We start from the raw sequence: 18,697 nt of genomic DNA on the forward strand, positions 1-18,697 counted from the left end.
GAGGATCGCTCTCGTGACCGAACGGGGCAGGTTCCTCCGGCCGCTCGCCACCCGGTCGATCGTCATCGACGTGGCCTGGGCGGTCCTGTCGGCGTTCGTCTTCCTGCTGCCCATCGACCTCGAGCTCGAGCACGCGAGCCTCGCCGCGGTCCTGTCGGCCTCGGTGGCGATCGCCCTCCGTCGCATCTCCCCGTCCGCCGCGATGGCGATGGTCGTCGTCCTCGGGGTGATCCAGGTCGGCGGCGGCGAGCGTCCGTCACTGGTGGACCTCGCGCTCTTCGTCGTGATCGGCACCGCCGCCGTCGTGGGCACCCGCACCGAGGTCGTCGTCTCGGGCGTGCTCGCGGTCGTCGCCGGAGCGGGTGCGACGGTCTACCTGGCGTCGACCGGCTTCCGGTTCCTCGTGCTCATCAACGGCCCGCGCGACCAGGCCTTCCTGGCGATGGCCGCCCCGGTGACCGCGCTGCTCGGCGTCTGGGCGGGCGGCGTCGCCGTCCGGGCCTTCCGCTCCCGCGACCGCGAGTCGGAGCGCCGTGCCGACGCCGAGGCCGCGGCATCGCGTGCCGAGGCCGTCGCCACCGAGGCCGAAGCCACCGCCACCCGCGCCATCGACGTCGCCGAGTCCGAACGCATCCGCGCGGACATCGCCCGTGACGTGCACGACGTCGTCGGCCACTCGCTCGCGGTCATCATCGCGCAGGCCGACTCGGTGCCGTTCCTCGACGACGAGGCGCGCATCCGGGCGGTCAGCGCCACCATCGCGAGCACCGCCCGGAGCTCCCTGGTCGAGGTCCGGCAGGTCCTCGGGCACATCGACGGCTCCGCCGAGGCGACCGGCCCGGGCTCGCTCGAGGAGATCGTGCAGGGCATCCGCGACGCCGGGGTCGACGTCGACCGCACGGTGCGCGGGGTCCCGCTGGCCCTGCGCCCGGACACCGGCACGGCCGCCCGTCGCGTGTTGCAGGAGATGCTCACGAACGCCCTGCGCCACGGTGCCCCCGGCAACCCGGTCGTCGTGCGGGAGACCTGGCGGAACGCCGACCTGGTGCTCGAGGTCGAGAACGCCGCCGGAGACGGCACCACCGCTGGCTCGGGCCGCGGGATCGACGGCATGGACTCGCGCCTCGGCGCCCTCGGTGGGTCGTTCGACGCCGCCGTGCTGGACGACGTGTTCACGGCACGCGCCCGCATCCCGTTCGACGTCCAAGGGGGACCCGTCCGATGACCGAACCGATCAGGATCCTGCTCACCGACGACCAGGCGCTGTTCCGCGCCGGGCTCCGGGTGGTGCTCGACGCCCAGGACGACATGCGCGTGGTCGGTGAGGCCTCCGACGGCGCCGAAGCGCTCGCGCTCATCCCCGAGGTGCGCCCCGACGTGGTGCTGCTCGACATGCGGATGGCCGGCGTGGACGGCGTGGAGACCGTCCGCCAGCTCTACTCCGGCGTCGTCCCGGGCCCGCTGCCCCGCGTCGTCGTGCTCACCACCTTCGGGCTCGACCCTGCGGCGGCGACCGCGATCCGGCTCGGCGCCAGCGGGTTCCTGCTCAAGGACACCACGCCGCCGTTCCTGTTCGCCGCGGTGCGGGCCGTGCACGAGGGCAGCTCGGTCATCGCCCCGAACGACCTCGCGCAGCTGTTCGGCACCGACGTCGCTCGGGCCCCCGCACCCCAGCCGCCGGAGTTCGCCACCCTGACCGAGCGGGAGCGCGTCGTGTTCGGGTGGGCGTCCCGCGGCCTGTCGAACGCCGAGATCGCCACGAAGGAGTACGTCACCGAGTCGACGGTGAAGACCCAGATCTCGAGCATCCTCGGCAAGTTGTCGCTGCGCGACCGGGTGCAGCTCGTCGTCTACGCCCACGACCACGGGCTGGCGGGCACCCGCGAGGGCTAGTCCGCGGCGATCCGGTCGAGCCACTCCGCGAGCATCGTCCGCTCGGCTGCCGACAGTCGATCGAGCCGGGGCGCTGCGGCACGGAGCGTGATCGCGGCGCTCGTCACGGCGTCAGTCCCCCGACCGCGACCACCCGGGGCCGCGCCGCCGTCGTCCCTGGTCGGCCCGCTCGGTACGAGGATCCGCCCGAGCACCGCGTCGAGGACGTCATCGGCGAGTGACGGGTCCCGCTCGTCCGCCGGAGCGGCCAGGATCGCGAGCACCGCACCGGTGCCGGCCGCGTGCACGAGCTCGACCGCGCGGTGTTCCGGCACGGCCAGTCGTCCGGCCTCGGCCACCCGCCGGATGCGTTCTGCGAGCAGCGCGGTACCGGCGCGGGCGGCTGCCGACCGACGGCCGCGCTCCGGGTCGCTCAACAGCACGAACAGGTCGGGGTTCGCCAGCCCGAAGCCGATCGTCATCGACCACCCGGTGCGCAGGTCCTCGACGGGGTCGGTCGCCTCGTCACGAGCAGCCCGGACGGCATCGGCCTTCATCGCCGAGAACGTCGCCATCGCGTGCTCGGCGACCGCTTCGAGCAGACCGTCCTTGTCGCCGAACAACCGGTAGATGGTCGGTGCCTGGACGCCTGCGCCGTCCGCGACCGCCCGCGTGGTCACCGCCGCGGCACCGCGTTCGCGCAGCATGGTGCCGGCGACCTCGACGATGCGCGCACGCGTCTCGTCGCGCTGGCTTCCCTGCTCGATCACGGAACAACGATAACGGATCTGTGCTATCACTGTGTTACCAGCGATACCGATGCGCTGTTTCCACCGATACGGAGAAGTCATGATCGTCATCACCGGGGCCACCGGAGCCCTCAACGGCGCGACCGCCGACCACCTGCTCGAGCACCTCGCGCCGTCCGACCTGGCGGTGGTGACCCGTGAGCCGGCCCGAGCACAGCGGTTCGCCGACCGCGGCGTCGAGGTCCGCCGCGGCGACTACGCCGAACCGGAGACCCTGCCGGCAGCCTTCGCGGGCGCCGATCAGCTCCTGCTCGTCTCGTCGAGCGACCCGGCCGCCGACGCCGTCGCGCTGCACCGTGCCGCGGTCGACGCAGCCGTGGACGCCGGCGTCGGCCGGGTCCTGTACACGAGCCACCAGGGCGCCGCGCACGGTTCGCCCTTCGTGCCCGCAGCGCACCACGCCGCCACCGAGGACCTGCTGCGCGACTCCGGGCTGCCGTGGACGAGCCTGCGGAACGGCTTCTACGCGCACAGCGCCACCTGGATGACGGGCCCGTGGCAGGAGACCGGCACGGTGTCCGTCCCCGTCGACGGCCCGGTGTCGTGGACCGCCCGCGAGGACGCCGCCGAGGCAGCCGCCGCGATCCTGCTCGCCGATCAGCCGTTCGACGGGCCGGTGACGCTCACCGCTCCGGACGCGCCGACCTTCGCCGACCTGGCTCGGCAGGCGTCCGAGGTGTCCGGTCGGACGATCGGGTTCGAGGCCCTGGGCGAGGACGAGTGGCGTGCCCGTGCGCTGGCCGCGGGGCAGGACCCGCACATGGTCGGGTTCCTGCTCGGCATGTACCAGGCCGCCGAGCGGGGCCTGTTCGCCGGCACCGATCCGCTGCTCGGCGAACTGCTCGGTCGCGCCCCACGGCCGGTGCGCGACCAGCTCAGCTGAGCGCCGCGACCTCGTCGAGGATCGCCTCGACCGCTGCGGGCTCGTGGGCGAACCGTCCGAGGAACAGCCCGCCGATCCGGCCCTGCCCCCGGGTGAGCAGGCCGGGTCCGGCACTGCCGCCGTAGAGGACGGTGCTGCCGTGCAGCTCGGGCCGAGTGTCGAGGTGCTGCTCGATCCCGGCGAGCACCGCCACGATGTGGTCGTCCGGTGCGGGTGCCGGTGCGCCGATCGCCCACATCGGTTCGTAGGCGACGGTCAGGGGTCCGGCGAGACCGTCCGCGACGGCGGCCGAGACGGCCCGGTCGAGCTGCGCGGTCACCGCCGCCATGGCCTCGGTCGGATCGGAGGCCCGGTCCGGCTCCCCGACGCAGACCAGCGGACGCAGGTGGTTGCGGAAGGCCGCGTGCACCTTCCCCGCGATCGTCGCGTCGTCCTCGTGGAACAGGGAGCGCCGTTCGGCGTGCCCGATCTCGACCAGGTCGACGCCGATCTCCCGCAGTTCGCCGCCGGAGACCTCGCCGGTGAACGCGCCCGCGTCGGCCCACGACAGGTCCTGCGCAGCGAGCTGCACACCGGTGCCGGCGAGCAGGTCACGCACCGGGACGAGCGCCGGGAACGTCGGCGCCACGAAGAGCGACGCCGCACCCGAGCGGACCGCGGGGTGTCGCCGGGCGATGTCGGCGACCTCGGCCGCCCACGACAGCGTCCGGGCGTGCGAGAAGTACGTCTTCAGCGACACCCCGACGGTGATCACGGGGCGACCGTCTCCACGACGAGGGCGAAGGACAGCGCGCCGGGGTCCGCGGTGCCGACGGCCTGGTCGGCGTGCGTGCGCGCCCGGCCCATCTTCGGCACGAGGGACTCCGTGGCGTCCGCGGCTCCGCGGGCGGCACGGACGGCGTCGCCCCAGGCCTCGGCGAGCGCCGCACCGGCGTCGAGCCGGGTGCGGAGCACCTCGTCGAACGGCACCAGGGCGTCCACCATCGTCTTGTCGCCGACGGTGGCGCCGAACGCGAGCACGGCCTCGGTGGCCGCGCGGACCCCCTGCGCGACGGTGGCACCCGACGGACGCGAGTCGTCCCCGACCACGCGACCCAGTGCCTCCAGGGCGGCACCCCAGATCGCACCGGACGTGCCGCCGGCCTTGTCGGACCACGCATCCGCGGCGATCAGCAGGACGGTGCCGGCACCGGCACCGCGGCTGACCGCGTCGGCGGCTGCGACGTCGGCGGCGTGCGATCCGCGCTGCATCCCGATGCCGTGGTCGCCGTCACCGGCCACGGCGTCGATGCGTCCGAGTTCGTCGGCGTGCTCGTCGAGGACGGCGCGGACCGCGGCGAACCCGGCGGCGACCTGCTCGGCGACCGCACGGGACTCGTCGGTCGCCGGGCCGATGCCGACGCCCTCGGCGTCCGCCGCCACGGTGGACGGGTCGACCCGCTGTTCGGCGACCGCACCGCCCTTGCGGTAGGCGGGCGTGTCCGCGGGTGCTGCCCAGAGTTCCTCGAGCTCGTCGTCGAGCCAGAACAGCGTCAGGGAGACCCCGGCCATGTCGAAGCTCGTGACGAGTTCGCCGACCTCGGGCTCCACGATGACGACCCCGGCGTCCGCCAGGCGCCGCTGCACCGAGCGGTAGACGACGAAGAGCTCCTCGTACTTGACCGAGCCCAGGCCGTTCAGGATCGGGACCACCCGCTGGCCCTCGAGCGTCACGCCGTCGGGCAGTTCGTCGAGCAGCCGGGACACCAGCAGCTCGGCCAGACCGTCGGCCGACGGCACGTCCGTCTCGTCGATGCCACGCTCGCCGTGGATGCCCATGCCGACCGCCATCCGGCCCTCGGGCACCGTGAACAGGGGTTCCTCGGCGCCCGGCAGCGAGCACCCGGAGAACGCGACGCCGAAGCTGCGCGTCCGGTCGTTCGCCCGTTCGGCGACGGCGGTGACCGTGTCGAGGTCGTCCCCGCGCTCGGCGGCGGCGCCGGCGACCTTGAAGACGCAGAGGTCACCCGCGATGCCGCGGCGCTTCGCGCGCTCGTCGGCCGGGGCGCTCGTCACGTCGTCGGTGACGCGGACCGTCCGGACCGGGATGCCGTCGGCCTCGAGCGTGCGCGCCGCGGCGTCGAAGTTCAGGACGTCACCGGCGTAGTTGCCGTAGCTGAGCAGCACCCCGCCACCGTGCTCCGCGGCCTTCGCGACCCCGGTGACCTGCTGGGCGCTGGGGCTGGCGAACAGGTTGCCCATCGCGGCACCCGCGGCCAGTCCGTGTCCGACCAGTCCGCCGAACGCGGGGTAGTGGCCCGAGCCCCCGCCGATCACGACCGCGACCGTGCCGTCGGGACTCGTGGTGGAGCGGGCGACCCCGCCGTGCACCCCGCGCACCCACCGCGCGTTCGCGGCGACGAAGCCGTCGGTCGCCTCGTCGGCGAAGTCCGCCGGGTCGTTGAACAGTCTGGTCATCGCTTGCTGCCCTTCGGGTCGGTGGTGCGGACGTGCGAGGTGTCGAGCAGTTCGTCGGCCTTGGCCCCGCGGAAGAACTTGGTGCAGAAGATCATCACCGCGGCGACGAACGCCAGGACGCCGAGCGAGACGATGCCGAACGCACCGCTGTCGGTGGGCACCACCTCGTTGATCGCGGTGCGCATGATCGGGGCGACGAACCCGCCGAGGTTGCCGAGCGAGTTGATCAGGCCGATGCCCGCTGCGGCTGCGGCACCGGTCAGGAACGCCGTCGGGTACGCCCAGGTGATCGGGCCGACGGCCAGGAAGCTCGCGACGGCCAGGGTGATGAACAGGATGCCGAGCACGGGCTGCCCGTTCGCACCCGCCCATGCCGAGCCGAGGATCGACAGGCCGGTCGTGACGTAGAAGAACGTGCCCCAGCGACGACGGCGTCCGACGGAGTCCGCACGCGACCCGATCAGGTAGCAGGCGACGAGCCCGACGAGCCACGGGATCGCGGTCACGAGCCCGACCTGCCAGCCGACGTCCTGCCCGAGCAGCGAGGACACCTGCTGCGGCAGGTAGAACGTCGTGCCGTAGACGGCGACCTGCAGGCAGAAGTAGATGATCGTGAAGTACCAGACGCGCCCGCTCGCCATGGCGCGCCAGATGCCCTTCGGGCCGTCCTCGCTGCGGGCGGTGTCCTCGCGCTCCATGGCCGCGGTGAGCGACGCCTTCTCGCCCGGTTCGAGCCACTTCGCCTGCTGCGGACTGTTCGTCAGGAACACCAGGGCCGCGATGCCCGCCAGCACCGCGAGGATCCCCTCGCCGGCGAACATGACCTGCCAGCCGTGGAACGGGGTGACCTGGTCACCGACGCTGATGAGGCCGCCGGACAGCGGGGCGCCGATCATCTGCGAGAACGGCTGCGCCAGGTAGAAGATCGCGAACATGCGCACGCGCACCTTGTTCGGGAACCACTCGGACAGGTACATGATCACGCCCGGGAACAGCCCGGCCTCGGTCACACCCAGGATGAAGCGCAGGATGATGAACATCGTGTCGTTCGTCGTGAAGGCGAACAGTGCGGCGACGATGCCCCACGTGACGGCGATCCGGGCGAGCCAGAAGCGCGCACCGAACCGCTTGAGCAGCAGGTTCGACGGGATCTCGAAGATCGCGTAGCCGATGAAGAAGATGCCGGCGCCCAGGGCGAAGGCGGCGTCGGAGATGCCGCGGTCGACGCGCAGGGCCTCTTCGGCGAAGCCGACGTTCGTGCGGTCGAGGAACGCGACGAAGTACAGGATGACGAGCATCGGCATGAGGTGTTTCGTCGCCTTGCCGATGGCGGACTTCAGGCCGGGGTCGTTCGTCGACCCGAGCGCGGGGGCAGGGGGTAGTGACACGGGTTCGCTCCTTTGCGAGCACGGTGCGGTCGTTCTGGCGTCCGGCGGTCGGTTCGGTCGTCCGGACGGGAGGCACGGATCGCGTCGCCCGGTCGGCGCGCGTTCCGTGGGCGGCTGGCCCTAGTGCATGTACAGGCCGCCGTCGACGTTGAGCGTCTGGCCCGTGACGAACCCGGCGTCCTCGCTGATCAAGTAGGCGATCGCGGCGGCGATGTCCCGCGGGGTGCCGATGCGCGGCAGTACGCCGTCGGCGGCCATTTCGGCCTTCCGCTCCTCGGACAGGGTGCCTCCCATGATGTCGGTGTCGATCGGACCGGGGGCGATCGCGTTGACGGTGACGCCGCGCGGGCCGAGCTCGCGCGCCAGGCCACGGGTCAGGCCGATCACGCCGGCCTTCGCCACCGTGTACGGGGTCTTGCTGAAGGTGCCGCCGCCACGCTGGGCGGAGACCGACGACAGGTTCACGATGCGCCCGTGGCCGGACCGCACCATCGACTCCGCCGCCCGCAGGCTGGCGAAGTGCACACCGTCGAGGTTGATCGACAGCACCCGGTGCCATTCCCCCTCGGGCAGGTCGAGGTAGGCGTGCGCGGACGAGACCCCGGCCAGGTTCACCAGTGCGGTGATCGGCCGGAGTTCGGCCTCGATCGTGTCGAAGGCCGCACGGACGGCGGACTCGTCGGCGACGTTCGCACCGACGCCGACGGCCCGCACGCCGTGCTGTTCGCGGATCTCGGCGGCGACCTGCTCGCTCGCCGTCTGGTCGAGGTCGATGATCCCGACGTCCCACCCGGCCTCGGCCAGGTGGTGGGCGGTGGCGCGGCCGATGCCCCGCGGCGAGGCGGCCCCGGTGAGGACGACGGTGCGGTCCTGGTGCTGGCCGGCTGACTGGTTCTGCGTGCTCATGGTTCGTGTTCCGGGCTCAGTGGATCGGTGCCGGGCCGAGCTCGTCGAGGAGCTTCTGCATCGCGACGTACGCCTTGTTCCGGTATGCCACGAGCTCGGGCGTGCGGTCGGCCGGCACCTCGAGGTACCCGGCGCCGGACTTCGTGCCGAGTTCACCGGCGTCGACGTGCTGCTGCAGCGACGGCGGGGTGGCGAAGCGCTCGGGCCAGCGGGTCTGCAGCGACTCGAAGCAGAACGCGTAGACGTCGAGCCCGGCCATGTCGGCGATCGCGAACGGGCCGAAGAACGGCAGGCGGAACCCGAACGTGGTGCGCACGATGGTGTCGATGTCGTCGGGGCTCGCGATGCCCTCGTCGGCGATCTTCGTGGCCTCCTCGAACAGCGCGTACTGCAGGCGGTTCAGGACGAACCCCGTGGAGTCCTTCACCCGCGCCGACTGCTTGCCGGTCGCGGCGACGACGGTCTCGCCGACCTCGACCGCGTGCTCGTTCGTGGTCGGGTGCGGGATGAGCTCGACGCCGGGGATGAACGGTGCCGGGTTCGAGAAGTGCACGCCGAGGAACCGCTCCGGGCCCACGACCGCCTCGGCCAGCGACTCGATCAGGATCGTCGAGGTGTTCGAGCCGATCACGGCGTCGGGGCGGGCGGCCTCGCTGATGCGGCGCAGCGTCGCGTGCTTGATCTCGAGCTTCTCGGGCACGGCCTCTTCGATGAAGTCGGCGTCGGCAACGGCGGCCTCGATCGACTCGGCCGCGCTCAGGTGTGCGCGGACCCGTTCGACGGCGTCCTCGGGGAACAGCCCGTCGGCGACGAACTGTGCGGTCTCGGTGAGCAGTCGCTCCAGGTTCTGCTGGGCGATCTCGGCCGAGACGTCGGCGATCCGGACGGTGTGGCCGGCGAGGGCGAGGACCTGGGCGATCCCGCCGCCCATGTAGCCGGACCCGACGACGGCGATGTCGAGGGTGCTCATCGGATTGCTCCTTCGGTGCTGGTTGCTGCAGTCGGGGTCGCCGTCGCGTCGAGCTTCGTCGTCGCGAGGACGGATCGGATGTACTGCTGGTTGGTGGCGCAGACGCCGAGGCTGTCCCCGCCGTACTGCTCGGTCATGACGATCCCGCGGAACCCGTCGGCGACGGCGTCGCGCAGGACCTGGCGGTAGTTGATGAGGCCTGTCTCCATCGTGCTCGGCGCGCTCGTCGCCCAACTGCCGTCGCCGGCCTCGTCACGCGTGTAGTTCTTCACGTGCAGGTAGTTCGTGTACGGCATGGTCTTCGCGAACAGCTCCCGCCAGTCCTCGACCGGACGGTGCAGGCGGATGAGGTTCGCGACGTCCGCGTTCAGGCCGACGTTGTCGAGCCCGATCTCCTCGACCAGGCGGACTGCGCTGTCGGCGGTGCCGAGGTACGTGTCCTCGTACAGCTCGAGCGCCATCGGCAGCCCGACGCTCGCAGCGTGCTCGCCGAGCTCCCGCAGTCGCTTGACCGCAGCGGCCCAGACCTCCGGGTCGTCCGGGTCCTTCGGGCCCGGCGCCGTCCAGAACCACAGCGCCCGCTTCTGAGCGTCGGTGAACGGCTGGTGCAGCCCGGTCGAGAAGACCTGCATGCCCCACTCGGCCGCCGCGTCGATGGTGCGGTGGGCGTAGGCGAGGTTCTCCTCCTCGTGCCCGGGCTGGATGACGCTCTTGCGCTGCAGGTGCACCGAGGGAATCCCGATGCCGTGCGACTTCGCGACGGCGAACAGCTCGTCGCGGCGCGAGGCTTCGAGGTCAGCGGGGCGGATGTGGCTGTCGGCGAGTTCGGCGAGTGAGAAGCCGACGGCCTCGATCTGCCCGAACACCTCGTCCCACACCTCGGCGGGGGCGTCGTGGAAGGCCGTCCCGTCGCGGGTGACCTGCGCGAACCCGTGCAGGCACGCGGCGATCGGCCAGGTCTCCGACGTCCAGGTGGTGGGGTCCCAATCCTGGTCGACCCAGTCCTGTGGAGTGGTCACGGAATGCTCCCTTGCATGTCGTGGTGGTTCAGCGACGAACCTCTTTCCTATAGGAAAGATACTCGCACGACGCCGGAACGCAACCCCTCTGCCTCAGCTGGTGTGGGACGCGTCCGCGCGCGAACGCAACCGGACGGCGTCGATGTGGAGCCGCATCGCGGCGACGGCCGACGTCGGGTCCGCAGCCAGCGCCTCCAGGATGGCCCGGTGTTCCTGGACCGCACGATCCGTGTCGTCCCCGCCACCCTCGACGATCTGCCGCATGCGGTGCACGCGTGTCGTGATGATCTCGGACATCTCCTCGAGGAACGGGTTCCGTGTCGCGTCGAAGATCAGCTGGTGGAACTGCCAGTCGCTGCGGAAGAAGCGGGCCATCAGCTCCTCCGGCGCCTGCGCTGCCCCGACGGACGCGACCTCGGCGGCCACCGCAGCCTGCTCGTCGAGCGCTGCCGCCAGTCGCTCGCGCAGGCCGTCGACGTCGCCGCGGGCTGCGAGCTCGACGGCGCCGCTCTCGACGATGAGCCGGGCGTCGAACAGGGCCTCGAGCTGGTCGCCGGCCAGGGGCGGCGAGACCCGGTAGCCCTTGTTCGCTTCACGGGTGACGAGGCCGGTGCGTTCGAGTTGCACGAGGGCTTCGCGCACCGGGGTCGGCGAGACTCCGAGGGAGCGGGCCAGTCCGTCGATCGACAGTCGCATGCCCGGTTCGACGTCGTGGCCCATCAGGACCTCGAGCACCCGGTCGTAGACGCGGTCGCGCAGGCCGAGCTGCGTGATGCGCTCCGTCCCGAAGCCGGGCATGGTCGTGGACATGGGTCGATCCTAGAGAATCCACGATGTCGCGACCGGCACCTCGAACGATCATTCAGGCCACGGGACCCGCGGATTGTTCGAGGAACGCCCTTGCCGCCTACTGGCGCTGGAGGCGGATACTCCGATGGCAGGTGGCACGAAGGCCGCCCCGATGCCCAGCGTCAGAACAAGCAAAATCATCAGGTGCAGATCAACCCTCCGCGGTTTTCATTTTCGCCTGCGCTTTATCGCCGTCACGGTACCAATCACGATGATGACCGCCACGACGGCTATCCAAACCCCGAAGGGGATACCCCCGTCGGGACCAGGAGGGTTAATCGCGAGAAGATTCATGTCGTTCATTCCCGATTCAGTTTGCATCCTCTTATGTGAGCTGGAGGGATCCGGTGGCCGAAAGGTCGCACCGCGGTGTCGAGAAGGAACTAGAGGCTCCGACGCCGAAACCGCCAGTTCCAACGGAAACTGAAGACAGCCCGGATGCGCAAGTCCCGTCTACTCCAAGGCCAGTCCCGATGTCACCCGTAGACCCCGTCGCTCCGTCCAGGCAGAGCCGACCACGCCGCTGGACGAGGTGACGCCGGAACCGACCCTCACTCCGAGCCCCACCCCGACGACGGTCCCGACACCGACACCGGTTCCCCAGCCGAGGAAGTTCACGACGAAGCCCGCAACGGTCTCTGGAACGGCCAAGGTCGGCAAGACCCTCACCGCGACCTTCCCGAGCTGGTCGCCGGCCCCGACGACCAAGAAGTACCGCTGGCTGCGGGACGGCGACTCGATCCGCAACGCCACCGGTTCGCGGTACACGGCGACGGCCTCGGACCACGGCCACAAGCTCTCGGTCTCCATCACCGGTTCCCGCACCGGGTACACGACCGCGACGCGGACGCAGTTGATCGGTGTCGTCGTCCGCGGCGACGCTCCGAAGTTCACAGCTCGCCCGTCGGTCAGCGGAACGACGAGGAACGGTGGCGTACTGACGACGACGAAGGGCTCCTGGAACACTTCCGGCCTGACAGCACGGTACGAGTGGCTCCGCAACGGCAAGGTCGTCGCAGGCATGACGTCGCGGACCTACCGTCTCGGGTACTACGACGTGGGGGCTACCATCGCGTCCCGGGTCACCGTGTCGAAGGCCGGCTACGCCAATGGTTCAGTCCGAAGCGTCGCCACCGCGAAGATCGCGAGAGCCACCGCATCGTTCTCGGGTAACGGCATCTTCAAGGTCGGCTCGACGATCAAGCCGGGCACGTACTACTCGACGACCCGACAGGACCAGTTCTGCTACTGGGCACGACTCAGCAGCGCACGGGGCACGCTGGACGACATCCGCGCGAACGACATCGGTTCGGGTCAGCGCATGATCCGGGTCTCGAGCACGGACAAGTACGTCGAGCTGGACGATTGCGGCACCTGGTACGCCGCGACCACCGCCGGCCCGAAGCTCTCGAAGATCGCCGGAGACGGCGTCTACAAGGTGGGCCAGCAGGTGTCGAAGGGCACCTGGAAGACGACTGCTCCGAGCGGGTGCTACTGGGCGACCCTGTCCTCCGCATCAGGCAGTCTGGACGCGATCATCGCGAACGACTACCTCGACCGCCGAGGCAGCGCCGTCGTGACGATCACCAACGACGTGGTCGCCTTCTCGTCCAGTGGTTGCGGGACCTGGACCCGAGTCGGCTGACGCGGTCGGTCGGGGCACGGAGCTTCCGTCCGTGCCCCGACGCGGATCGGGTAGTTCCGCGCGGCTCCACGACGACCTCGAGAACTTGCTCGCCGTCAGCGGAGCGAACGGGGTCCGGTAGCCGATCCGTTACCGCGCGTTGAGTTCGAGGTAGTCAAGGGCCTGGCGCACCGTGTCTTCCAGCGGGCGGGTGCTGTCGATGACGAGTCGATCGTCCGCGCGGGGCTCGTACTCGTCGGCGACGCGCTGCACCTCGTCCCACGTCGGCAAGGTGAACCCAGGCAGGTCATTCGCACGCTGCTCCACCCGGCGACGGTGCTCGTTGACGTCCGCACACACGACCTCGATCACGCGCAGCGGAACCCCAGCGGCTTCCGCTGTCGACGCCCATCCAGCGCGAGCGGGTTCCACACCACTCACCGCGTCGGCGATGACCACCTGTCCTCGCCGCAGATTCGGCACCGCGATGGCATGCATGACCGAGTAGGCGGCGATCCCGGACTGCTCGGGCGGAATCTGGTACTTCCACATCGCGCCCTCGATCGCATCAACGCGAAGGGTCAGCGAAGGTGTCAGCTCCGCGATCGCAGCAGACAGCGTCGACTTCCCTGCACCGGGAAGACCACAGACCTGAACCAGCATCGACAACTCCTTCGTTGGACGTGGCTCACTGTCTATCGGTCGTGGATGCGCAGCACCAGCAAGGTGGATACCTTCGTCGGCTTCCGATGACGTGTCGAATGCGGATCTCGGCTACCGGACGCTCGGCTGTGTGGAGCAGGGGCGCGAGGTGCCCTGTCCGCGAGGGACGACCGTTCCGGACGAGGACGTGCCAGCGTCGAACTGTGGCAAAAGGTCCGGCGGCGCCGACTCAGCCCCGCGCTCAACTCGATGCCGAACCGCCCGGTTGAACGTCGAAGCAGCGCGCACAAGTGCAGGTCGAGCAGCGCGGCGGGAAGCTGGCGGTAGGAGGCGGTATGCCATCACCTCACGGCGCGTACCTGCCTGAGTGCGGAGTAATGTTCATTTGCCGCTCTACCCGGGAGCGTGCTCCGGGACAGAACGGACTACGCAATGCGGCGCATCGCCCGCTCAGCAGCCATCGGTGCTGTTGCACTTCTCACCGCAGGACTCTTCACCACCGTCGGCACGTCGGAGGCGAACGCTGCCACGGCGAGCGGGGGCGTCTTGCAGATCTTGTCCCCGTGGTACCAGACGAAGGGCGAACCCGAGTTCGCTGACGGGGACAGCGTCGTCCTGACCGACGCCGACACCACTCGAGGGATCAACGCTCGCACGACCGGCACGGGTCGCGGTTCGTTCACGCTGAGCCCTCCAGAAGGGAAGCCACTGACGACGGGGGTTTACTGGCTCGACGGCAACCACCCGCACAGCGAGAAGCAGCCGACGCTCGAGATCGACGGAACGTACATCTACGGCGAGTTCTCGATCCTCGACCTCGCGTCCGACCCGACGAACGGTCAGATCACCAGGTTCGACGCGGTCGTCCCGGGCGTCGGCGAATTCCGGTTCGGCGAGGACGCTGCCGGCTCTGTGATCCTGGGCGCACGGAACGTCGTGTTCACGAAGACGTTCATCGGGTTGCCGAAGACAACCCAGGTCGAGACTGTGCACAACACCGGCGCAGCACCGGTCACTATGGGAAAGCCGGCTGTCACGGGGGTGAACGCGAGGTCGTTCTCGGTCAGCAACAGCACCTGCGAAGCCACCCTCGCAGCCGACGCGACCTGCACGTTCAACATCAACTTCCGACCGAGGACCGCTGGTCCCGCCACCGCTGTGGTGAACGTGCCGGTCGGCGGAGCAACGCAGACGGTGGCGTTGACCGGTTCGGCGTTCCTCGGGAAGACGATGATCACCTCCTCCGGGAAGGACATGGTCAACAAGGGCAAGACGACGAAGGCAACCTCCGGCTCAACGGCGATGTCGATCTCGTACAGCGCACTCGCTTGGTGGTTCAAGGCGGATGATCTCGACGGCAGCGGCGGCATTGTCAGTGTCCGCCTCGAAGGCCCGTACGGCAAGGTGTTTCCCCTCGGTACGACGAAGACGACGATCAGTGGGAAGTACTCGATCGTCACAACCGTCGATGGGTACGGATGCGACACCAACGGCACGATGACGGTGAAGCAGTTCAAGCTCGACCCCGTCAGCGGGTTGCCGGACACGGTCGACATGTCGTTCACGCAGTACTGCGTCGACAAGATCGCACAGCACGGCACGCTGCAGTGGCAAGCACGGTCCGACGTCACGGCACCGGCAGCCCCGACCGGGATCCGGGTCGGTTCAGCAACACCGACGAAGGTGAAGTGGACGTCGTCCACATCGAAGGACGCAACGTCGGTCGTCGCTCGTCTCGTGCAGGGCGACGGTGCTGGCGCGACCGTCCAGAGCGGTGTGCCGCTGGTGGTCACCGGCGCTTCCGCGGCGGTGCCGCGGCTCCCGACCGGCCAGCGGTACACCATCGCGGTGTTCGCCGTAGACGCAACGGGAAACGTCAGCAAGGCGGGAACGACGTCCTTCGGGACCGCGCCGATGACCGTGATGGCTCCAGGGCGTCCCACCATCACCGGGACGACGACCGGGCCCGGTTCCGTCACCGTGTCGTTCGACGCTCCAGCAAGTGATGGGGGCCTGCCCATCACGAGCTACATCCTCTCCGATTACCGAGACAGTGTGACTGGAACGTCGAGCCCTCTGACGCTCACAGGGTTGTCCGCCGGGAGCAACATGGTCTCAGTCACCCCGGTGAACGCAGCAGGCAAGGGCATGCCGTCGTACAGCAGGCAGGTCACCATCGGATAGCAGTGCCGATGGCTCACTGAAACGGGGACTGCGGCCGTTCGATCCCGACTGCCGCGACGGCAAGGTGCGGCGATCTACGTGTTCGTCGCCGCCTTGAGGATGACGACGGCGACCGCGGTCAGCAGGAGCGCGCCGCCGAGGCCGGCGAGCGGGTACCAGACGCCGCTGGCGCGGTGGTGGCGGCGGATGCCGAACGCACCACCGGTGACGACTGCCGCGAAGCCGCCGAAGAAGGTGAGCCCCATGCTGCTGTACCAGCCGGCATCCCCGCAGGAAACGGTGCGGGCGCCGCAGGTGCTGTACGAGATGAGGCTCTCGTCCAGGATGTAGCCGACGCAGCCGATCGCGGCGAGCAGCCCGACGACGATGACGACCCAGATGAGGACGAGGTTCCACAGCGCGCCGCGGTCGCCGAGCGGTGCGCGTTGGATGCGGGACGCCATCGGGCTCCTGTTCTGGTCCGTCTCTCGGATGTCATCAGAGTGCCATGCGGGCAGCGAGGATCGATGCCATCGCCGCTGGCCACAGCGCATCCAGCCGCGGCCCCCATGGTTCTGCCATCACCCCACTCTGGCGAAGCGCGGTGACCTCCGACAGGGAGACCCAGCGCCAATCCATCACCTCGGCAGGATCCGCTCGCACCGCTGAACCACTCGGCTCCTGCACGACGAAGAGGTCCACGAGCGCCGTCTCCTCGGTGAAGCGGCCGACGCGGCGCAGAGCCTCGGGCTCGACTGTGACGTTGGTCTCCTCGAGCAGCTCTCGGCAGGCAGCTGCAGGACCAGTCTCGCCTGCGAACGCGCTCCCACCGGGGAACTCCCACCCGAAGGCGAACTCCTTCGTCGGAGCCCGCTGCGTGAGCAGGACGGTTCCGTCGGCTCGGTAGACGCACACCGTTACCACCAGATGGAACGCCCCGCCCGGCCAACCCGCGTCACCGCGCCGGAACGTCCCACCCATCGGCGCCCCGGCCGCGTCAACAAGATCCCACCACTCGTCCACACCGCCAGCGTAGGACGAACCGGCACGCGGAACGTCGACATGCGGTGGCAGCGGATCGGCGACCGCGACGTTGTCGAGGGGTTCCAGTGGTCGGAGCAGGACGGTAACGTGCCGCCATGCACTGGGGGGACACCGGACTCGACGACGACCAGATCGCGTTCGTGCAGCAGACGCTCCCCGATGCCGTCGTCGTGGCCGATGAGTCGTGGGGGCTCCTCGACACGAGGGTCCTGCACGTCCGCGCTGGCGACGACGGCTTCACCGTGAAGGCCTCCGGCCCGACCAACACGCACTTCCCCCGCGAGCTCGACGCTCACCGCACCGCCACCGCTGCACTCCGAGCCAGCGGGGACGCCGGTGCCCTCGTCGCCGCGAACGAGGAGCACCGCGTCCTCGTGCTGGAACGCGTCCCCGGGCACCTCGCCCTCGGGACCCCGGACGAGCACGATCCCTATGTCCACCGACAGGCCGGAGCACTGCTCCGACGGCTGCACGACCAGGACACCCGCCACGACCCGACGTTCCTGCAGCACGAGCAGGCGAAGGCACTGGCCGCGCTCGACGCCCCGCACCGGATCCCCGACGACGTGGTCGCCCGCGCGCGAGCAGCACTGCGCGCACTCCCGACCGACCACACGACGCAGTCCCTCGTCCCGACCCACGGCGACTTCCACCCGCGCAACTGGATCGTGGACGACGACGCCCGCGACGACCGCAACGACCACCACCGCAGGCTGCGCGTCATCGACTTCGGCCGCTTCGGCTGGCGCCCGGCGTCCTTCGACCTCACCCGCCTCGCGGTGCTGCACTGGCAGCACGATCCCGCCCTCGAAGCGGCGTTCTTCGACGGGTACGGGGACGACCCGCGCACTGCGGACGCGTGGCGCTGGCTGCAACTCCGCGAAGCAGTGGGCACCGCGACCTGGGCCTACGCGGTCGGCGACGAGGGCTTCGAGGCCCAGGGCCACGACATGCTCCGCCGCGCCCTCGCCGCGTTCTGACCCGTCAGACCAGGACGCAGCTCACGGCACCCGCACGAACCGCGGCGCCCCACGGTCCCGCAACCGGAAGCCGAGGTGCTGGTACAGCCCGATCGCCCCGGTGTTCCCGGCGGCCGCGTGCATCAGCGGGGTCTCGCCCCGCTCGCGGATCCCGTGCGCGACGGCGAGCACGAGCCGCCGACCGAACCCCTGCCCCCGGTACGCCTCGTCCGTGCACACCGCGCTGATCTCGGTCCACCCCGGCGGGTGCAGGCGCTCCCCCGCCATCGCCACGAGCCGTCCGTCCCGCCGGATGCCCAGGTACGTGCCGAGCTCGATCGTGCGCGGCAGGAACGGCCCCGGCTTCGTCCGCTCCACCAGGGCGGTCATCTCCGGCACGTCGTCGGGCGTCAGCACAACGGCTTCGTCGTCCGGCGCACCCTCGATCGCCTCGCCGGTCAGCTGCACGCCGCCGGCACCCTCGACGAGCTCCCACCCCTCGGGCAGGACGGCAGCCGCACCGACGCCGAGCATCCCGCCCGACCCGAGCAGCGCCCGGACGTCCGCCCAGTCCTGCGCGGTCGGCTGTGCGGGGATCCCCGTCCACACCGACACGTCGGTCTGGTAGCGGACGACGTCGCCGCGCCGCTCGGCGAACCGCGCGTGTTGGCTGTTCAGCGCGGCCATCGCGGGCGCGTCGAGCATGCGCGTCGGGGTGCCGTCGTCGGCGATGGTCAGGTCGAGGGTCCGGAGCGCTTCGCCGCGGGAGTCTCCGCCGCGGAACCCGAGGTCCTCGATCTGCCGTCGATCGCCGTCCGCCCACCCGGCGGTGTCCGCGACGACACCGGAGGCGTAGTGGTTCGTGGCACGGTGGACGACCTGCTCGACGTCCGCTGCCGAGGCCACGAGGACCTCTCCCGGTCGGGGAAGCGCGGTCGAGGTCGGCGCAGTCGTCGTCATCCCACCATTCTCCGCCCGCGGCGAGCGCCGTCGGCGCATCGTTGCACCCGGTGACGGCACGGTGCGAAGTTGACCACCCGGTGCGAGGAAACAACCTCGCACCGGGCGTGCAACCTCGCACCACGGAAAAC

Annotated in this window: 19 protein-coding genes and 1 pseudogene; 7 read left to right on the forward strand and 13 right to left on the reverse strand. The window is 70.3% G+C overall.

The genetic code is table 11. The features are described 5' to 3' along the window. Positions 1-13: 13 nt before the first annotated feature. Entirely contained in the window at positions 14-1,225 is a 1,212-nt protein-coding gene (locus DEJ03_RS04315) for a sensor histidine kinase (protein WP_258370493.1), read from the forward strand. Continuing rightward, positions 1,222-1,893 carry a response regulator transcription factor gene (locus tag DEJ03_RS04320; protein WP_110863639.1) on the forward strand — a complete coding sequence of 224 codons (672 nt, stop codon included), beginning with the start codon at positions 1,222-1,224 and terminating at the stop codon, positions 1,891-1,893. Before DEJ03_RS04315 ends, DEJ03_RS04320 begins: the two co-directional genes overlap by 4 nt. Here DEJ03_RS04320 and DEJ03_RS04325 read toward each other — a convergent pair. After that, positions 1,890-2,642: a TetR/AcrR family transcriptional regulator gene (locus DEJ03_RS04325; protein ID WP_258370494.1), complete on the reverse strand. Its 753-nt coding sequence runs from the start codon at positions 2,640-2,642 to the stop codon at positions 1,890-1,892. The two genes, DEJ03_RS04320 and DEJ03_RS04325, sit on opposite strands and share 4 nt — an antisense overlap. Before the next feature lie 79 nt (positions 2,643-2,721). Here DEJ03_RS04325 and DEJ03_RS04330 point away from each other — a divergent pair, with 79 nt between their 5' ends. Then, on the forward strand, positions 2,722-3,564 hold the full coding sequence (locus DEJ03_RS04330; RefSeq protein ID WP_110863641.1) for an NAD(P)H-binding protein: 843 nt from the start codon (positions 2,722-2,724) through the stop codon (positions 3,562-3,564). On the opposite strand, the gene DEJ03_RS04335 is transcribed toward DEJ03_RS04330, so the two are convergent. From DEJ03_RS04335 to DEJ03_RS04370, 8 genes are all read right to left on the reverse strand, one after another. Then, on the reverse strand, positions 3,557-4,318 hold the full coding sequence (locus tag DEJ03_RS04335) for a triose-phosphate isomerase family protein (RefSeq protein ID WP_110863642.1): 762 nt from the start codon (positions 4,316-4,318) through the stop codon (positions 3,557-3,559). The two genes, DEJ03_RS04330 and DEJ03_RS04335, sit on opposite strands and share 8 nt — an antisense overlap. Beyond that, positions 4,315-6,021, reverse strand: coding sequence for a dihydroxyacetone kinase family protein (locus tag DEJ03_RS04340; protein ID WP_110863643.1), 1,707 nt, complete (start codon positions 6,019-6,021; stop codon positions 4,315-4,317). Before DEJ03_RS04340 ends, DEJ03_RS04335 begins: the two co-directional genes overlap by 4 nt. Continuing rightward, positions 6,018-7,409 (reverse strand): MFS transporter, encoded by a 1,392-nt coding sequence (locus tag DEJ03_RS04345; protein WP_110863644.1) that lies wholly within the window; start codon positions 7,407-7,409, stop codon positions 6,018-6,020. The genes DEJ03_RS04340 and DEJ03_RS04345 overlap by 4 nt, the downstream gene beginning before the upstream one ends. 120 nt (positions 7,410-7,529) lie before the next feature. Continuing rightward, the gene (locus DEJ03_RS04350; protein WP_110863645.1) at positions 7,530-8,315 is read right to left on the reverse strand and encodes an SDR family NAD(P)-dependent oxidoreductase; all 786 of its coding nucleotides are present in this window, start codon (positions 8,313-8,315) and stop codon (positions 7,530-7,532) included. Positions 8,316-8,331: 16 nt separating this feature from the next. Beyond that, positions 8,332-9,285 (reverse strand): 3-hydroxyacyl-CoA dehydrogenase family protein, encoded by a 954-nt coding sequence (locus DEJ03_RS04355; protein ID WP_110863646.1) that lies wholly within the window; start codon positions 9,283-9,285, stop codon positions 8,332-8,334. Then, the gene (locus DEJ03_RS04360) at positions 9,282-10,304 is read right to left on the reverse strand and encodes a sugar phosphate isomerase/epimerase (protein WP_110863647.1); all 1,023 of its coding nucleotides are present in this window, start codon (positions 10,302-10,304) and stop codon (positions 9,282-9,284) included. The genes DEJ03_RS04355 and DEJ03_RS04360 overlap by 4 nt, the downstream gene beginning before the upstream one ends. 93 nt (positions 10,305-10,397) lie before the next feature. Next, positions 10,398-11,114, reverse strand: coding sequence for a GntR family transcriptional regulator (locus DEJ03_RS04365; RefSeq protein ID WP_110863648.1), 717 nt, complete (start codon positions 11,112-11,114; stop codon positions 10,398-10,400). 492 nt (positions 11,115-11,606) lie between these two features. Further along, a complete protein-coding gene (locus tag DEJ03_RS04370) occupies positions 11,607-12,176 on the reverse strand; it encodes a hypothetical protein (RefSeq protein WP_146237650.1) in 570 nt (189 codons plus the stop codon). Between DEJ03_RS04370 and DEJ03_RS04375 the strand changes: the two genes are divergently transcribed. Next, complete coding sequence (locus DEJ03_RS04375) at positions 12,175-12,798, forward strand: hypothetical protein (protein WP_146237651.1); 624 nt, start codon at positions 12,175-12,177, stop codon at positions 12,796-12,798. The genes DEJ03_RS04370 and DEJ03_RS04375 overlap by 2 nt on opposite strands. A 129-nt stretch (positions 12,799-12,927) precedes the next feature. Here DEJ03_RS04375 and DEJ03_RS04380 read toward each other — a convergent pair whose 3' ends face one another. Continuing rightward, positions 12,928-13,440, reverse strand: coding sequence for an ATP-binding protein (locus tag DEJ03_RS04380; protein WP_110863651.1), 513 nt, complete (start codon positions 13,438-13,440; stop codon positions 12,928-12,930). A gap of 432 nt (positions 13,441-13,872) precedes the next feature. Here DEJ03_RS04380 and DEJ03_RS18365 point away from each other — a divergent pair. Both DEJ03_RS18365 and DEJ03_RS04385 read left to right on the forward strand, forming a co-directional pair. After that, positions 13,873-14,550: pseudogene (locus DEJ03_RS18365) on the forward strand (hypothetical protein); the annotation flags it as partial. 120 nt (positions 14,551-14,670) lie between these two features. Further along, positions 14,671-15,624 (forward strand): fibronectin type III domain-containing protein, encoded by a 954-nt coding sequence (locus tag DEJ03_RS04385; protein ID WP_258370497.1) that lies wholly within the window; start codon positions 14,671-14,673, stop codon positions 15,622-15,624. Between the two features lie 74 nt (positions 15,625-15,698). On the opposite strand, the gene DEJ03_RS04390 is transcribed toward DEJ03_RS04385, so the two are convergent. After that, positions 15,699-16,067, reverse strand: coding sequence for a hypothetical protein (locus DEJ03_RS04390; RefSeq protein WP_110863653.1), 369 nt, complete (start codon positions 16,065-16,067; stop codon positions 15,699-15,701). 34 nt (positions 16,068-16,101) lie between these two features. After that, entirely contained in the window at positions 16,102-16,626 is a 525-nt protein-coding gene (locus DEJ03_RS04395; protein WP_110863654.1) for an NUDIX domain-containing protein, read from the reverse strand. 116 nt (positions 16,627-16,742) lie between these two features. Here DEJ03_RS04395 and DEJ03_RS04400 point away from each other — a divergent pair, with 116 nt between their 5' ends. Beyond that, positions 16,743-17,627, forward strand: a complete 885-nt coding sequence (locus DEJ03_RS04400) for a phosphotransferase (RefSeq protein ID WP_110863655.1) — start codon at positions 16,743-16,745, stop codon at positions 17,625-17,627. Positions 17,628-17,648: 21 nt separating this feature from the next. On the opposite strand, the gene DEJ03_RS04405 is transcribed toward DEJ03_RS04400, so the two are convergent. Then, positions 17,649-18,566, reverse strand: coding sequence for a GNAT family N-acetyltransferase (locus tag DEJ03_RS04405; RefSeq protein ID WP_220034106.1), 918 nt, complete (start codon positions 18,564-18,566; stop codon positions 17,649-17,651). Positions 18,567-18,697 lie beyond the last annotated feature (131 nt).

This window comes from Curtobacterium sp. MCLR17_043 (assembly GCF_003224215.1).
GTDB lineage: Bacteria > Actinomycetota > Actinomycetes > Actinomycetales > Microbacteriaceae > Curtobacterium > Curtobacterium flaccumfaciens.

What these genes read in the sequence shown, in the direction of transcription:
- DEJ03_RS04320 (WP_110863639.1), top strand. Translation starts at nt 1,222, where the DNA reads ATGACCGAACCGATCAGGATCCTGCTCACCGACGACCAGGCGCTGTTC.
- DEJ03_RS04330 (WP_110863641.1), top strand. Translation starts at nt 2,722, where the DNA reads ATGATCGTCATCACCGGGGCCACCGGAGCCCTCAACGGCGCGACCGCC.
- DEJ03_RS04340 (WP_110863643.1), bottom strand. Translation starts at nt 6,021, where the DNA reads ATGACCAGACTGTTCAACGACCCGGCGGACTTCGCCGACGAGGCGACC.
- DEJ03_RS04350 (WP_110863645.1), bottom strand. Translation starts at nt 8,315, where the DNA reads ATGAGCACGCAGAACCAGTCAGCCGGCCAGCACCAGGACCGCACCGTC.
- DEJ03_RS04355 (WP_110863646.1), bottom strand. Translation starts at nt 9,285, where the DNA reads ATGAGCACCCTCGACATCGCCGTCGTCGGGTCCGGCTACATGGGCGGC.
- DEJ03_RS04365 (WP_110863648.1), bottom strand. Translation starts at nt 11,114, where the DNA reads ATGTCCACGACCATGCCCGGCTTCGGGACGGAGCGCATCACGCAGCTC.
- DEJ03_RS04375 (WP_146237651.1), top strand. Translation starts at nt 12,175, where the DNA reads ATGACGTCGCGGACCTACCGTCTCGGGTACTACGACGTGGGGGCTACC.
- DEJ03_RS04370 (WP_146237650.1), bottom strand. Translation starts at nt 12,176, where the DNA reads ATGCCTGCGACGACCTTGCCGTTGCGGAGCCACTCGTACCGTGCTGTC.
- DEJ03_RS04380 (WP_110863651.1), bottom strand. Translation starts at nt 13,440, where the DNA reads ATGCTGGTTCAGGTCTGTGGTCTTCCCGGTGCAGGGAAGTCGACGCTG.
- DEJ03_RS04385 (WP_258370497.1), top strand. Translation starts at nt 14,671, where the DNA reads ATGATCACCTCCTCCGGGAAGGACATGGTCAACAAGGGCAAGACGACG.
- DEJ03_RS04390 (WP_110863653.1), bottom strand. Translation starts at nt 16,067, where the DNA reads ATGGCGTCCCGCATCCAACGCGCACCGCTCGGCGACCGCGGCGCGCTG.
- DEJ03_RS04400 (WP_110863655.1), top strand. Translation starts at nt 16,743, where the DNA reads ATGCACTGGGGGGACACCGGACTCGACGACGACCAGATCGCGTTCGTG.
- DEJ03_RS04405 (WP_220034106.1), bottom strand. Translation starts at nt 18,566, where the DNA reads ATGACGACGACTGCGCCGACCTCGACCGCGCTTCCCCGACCGGGAGAG.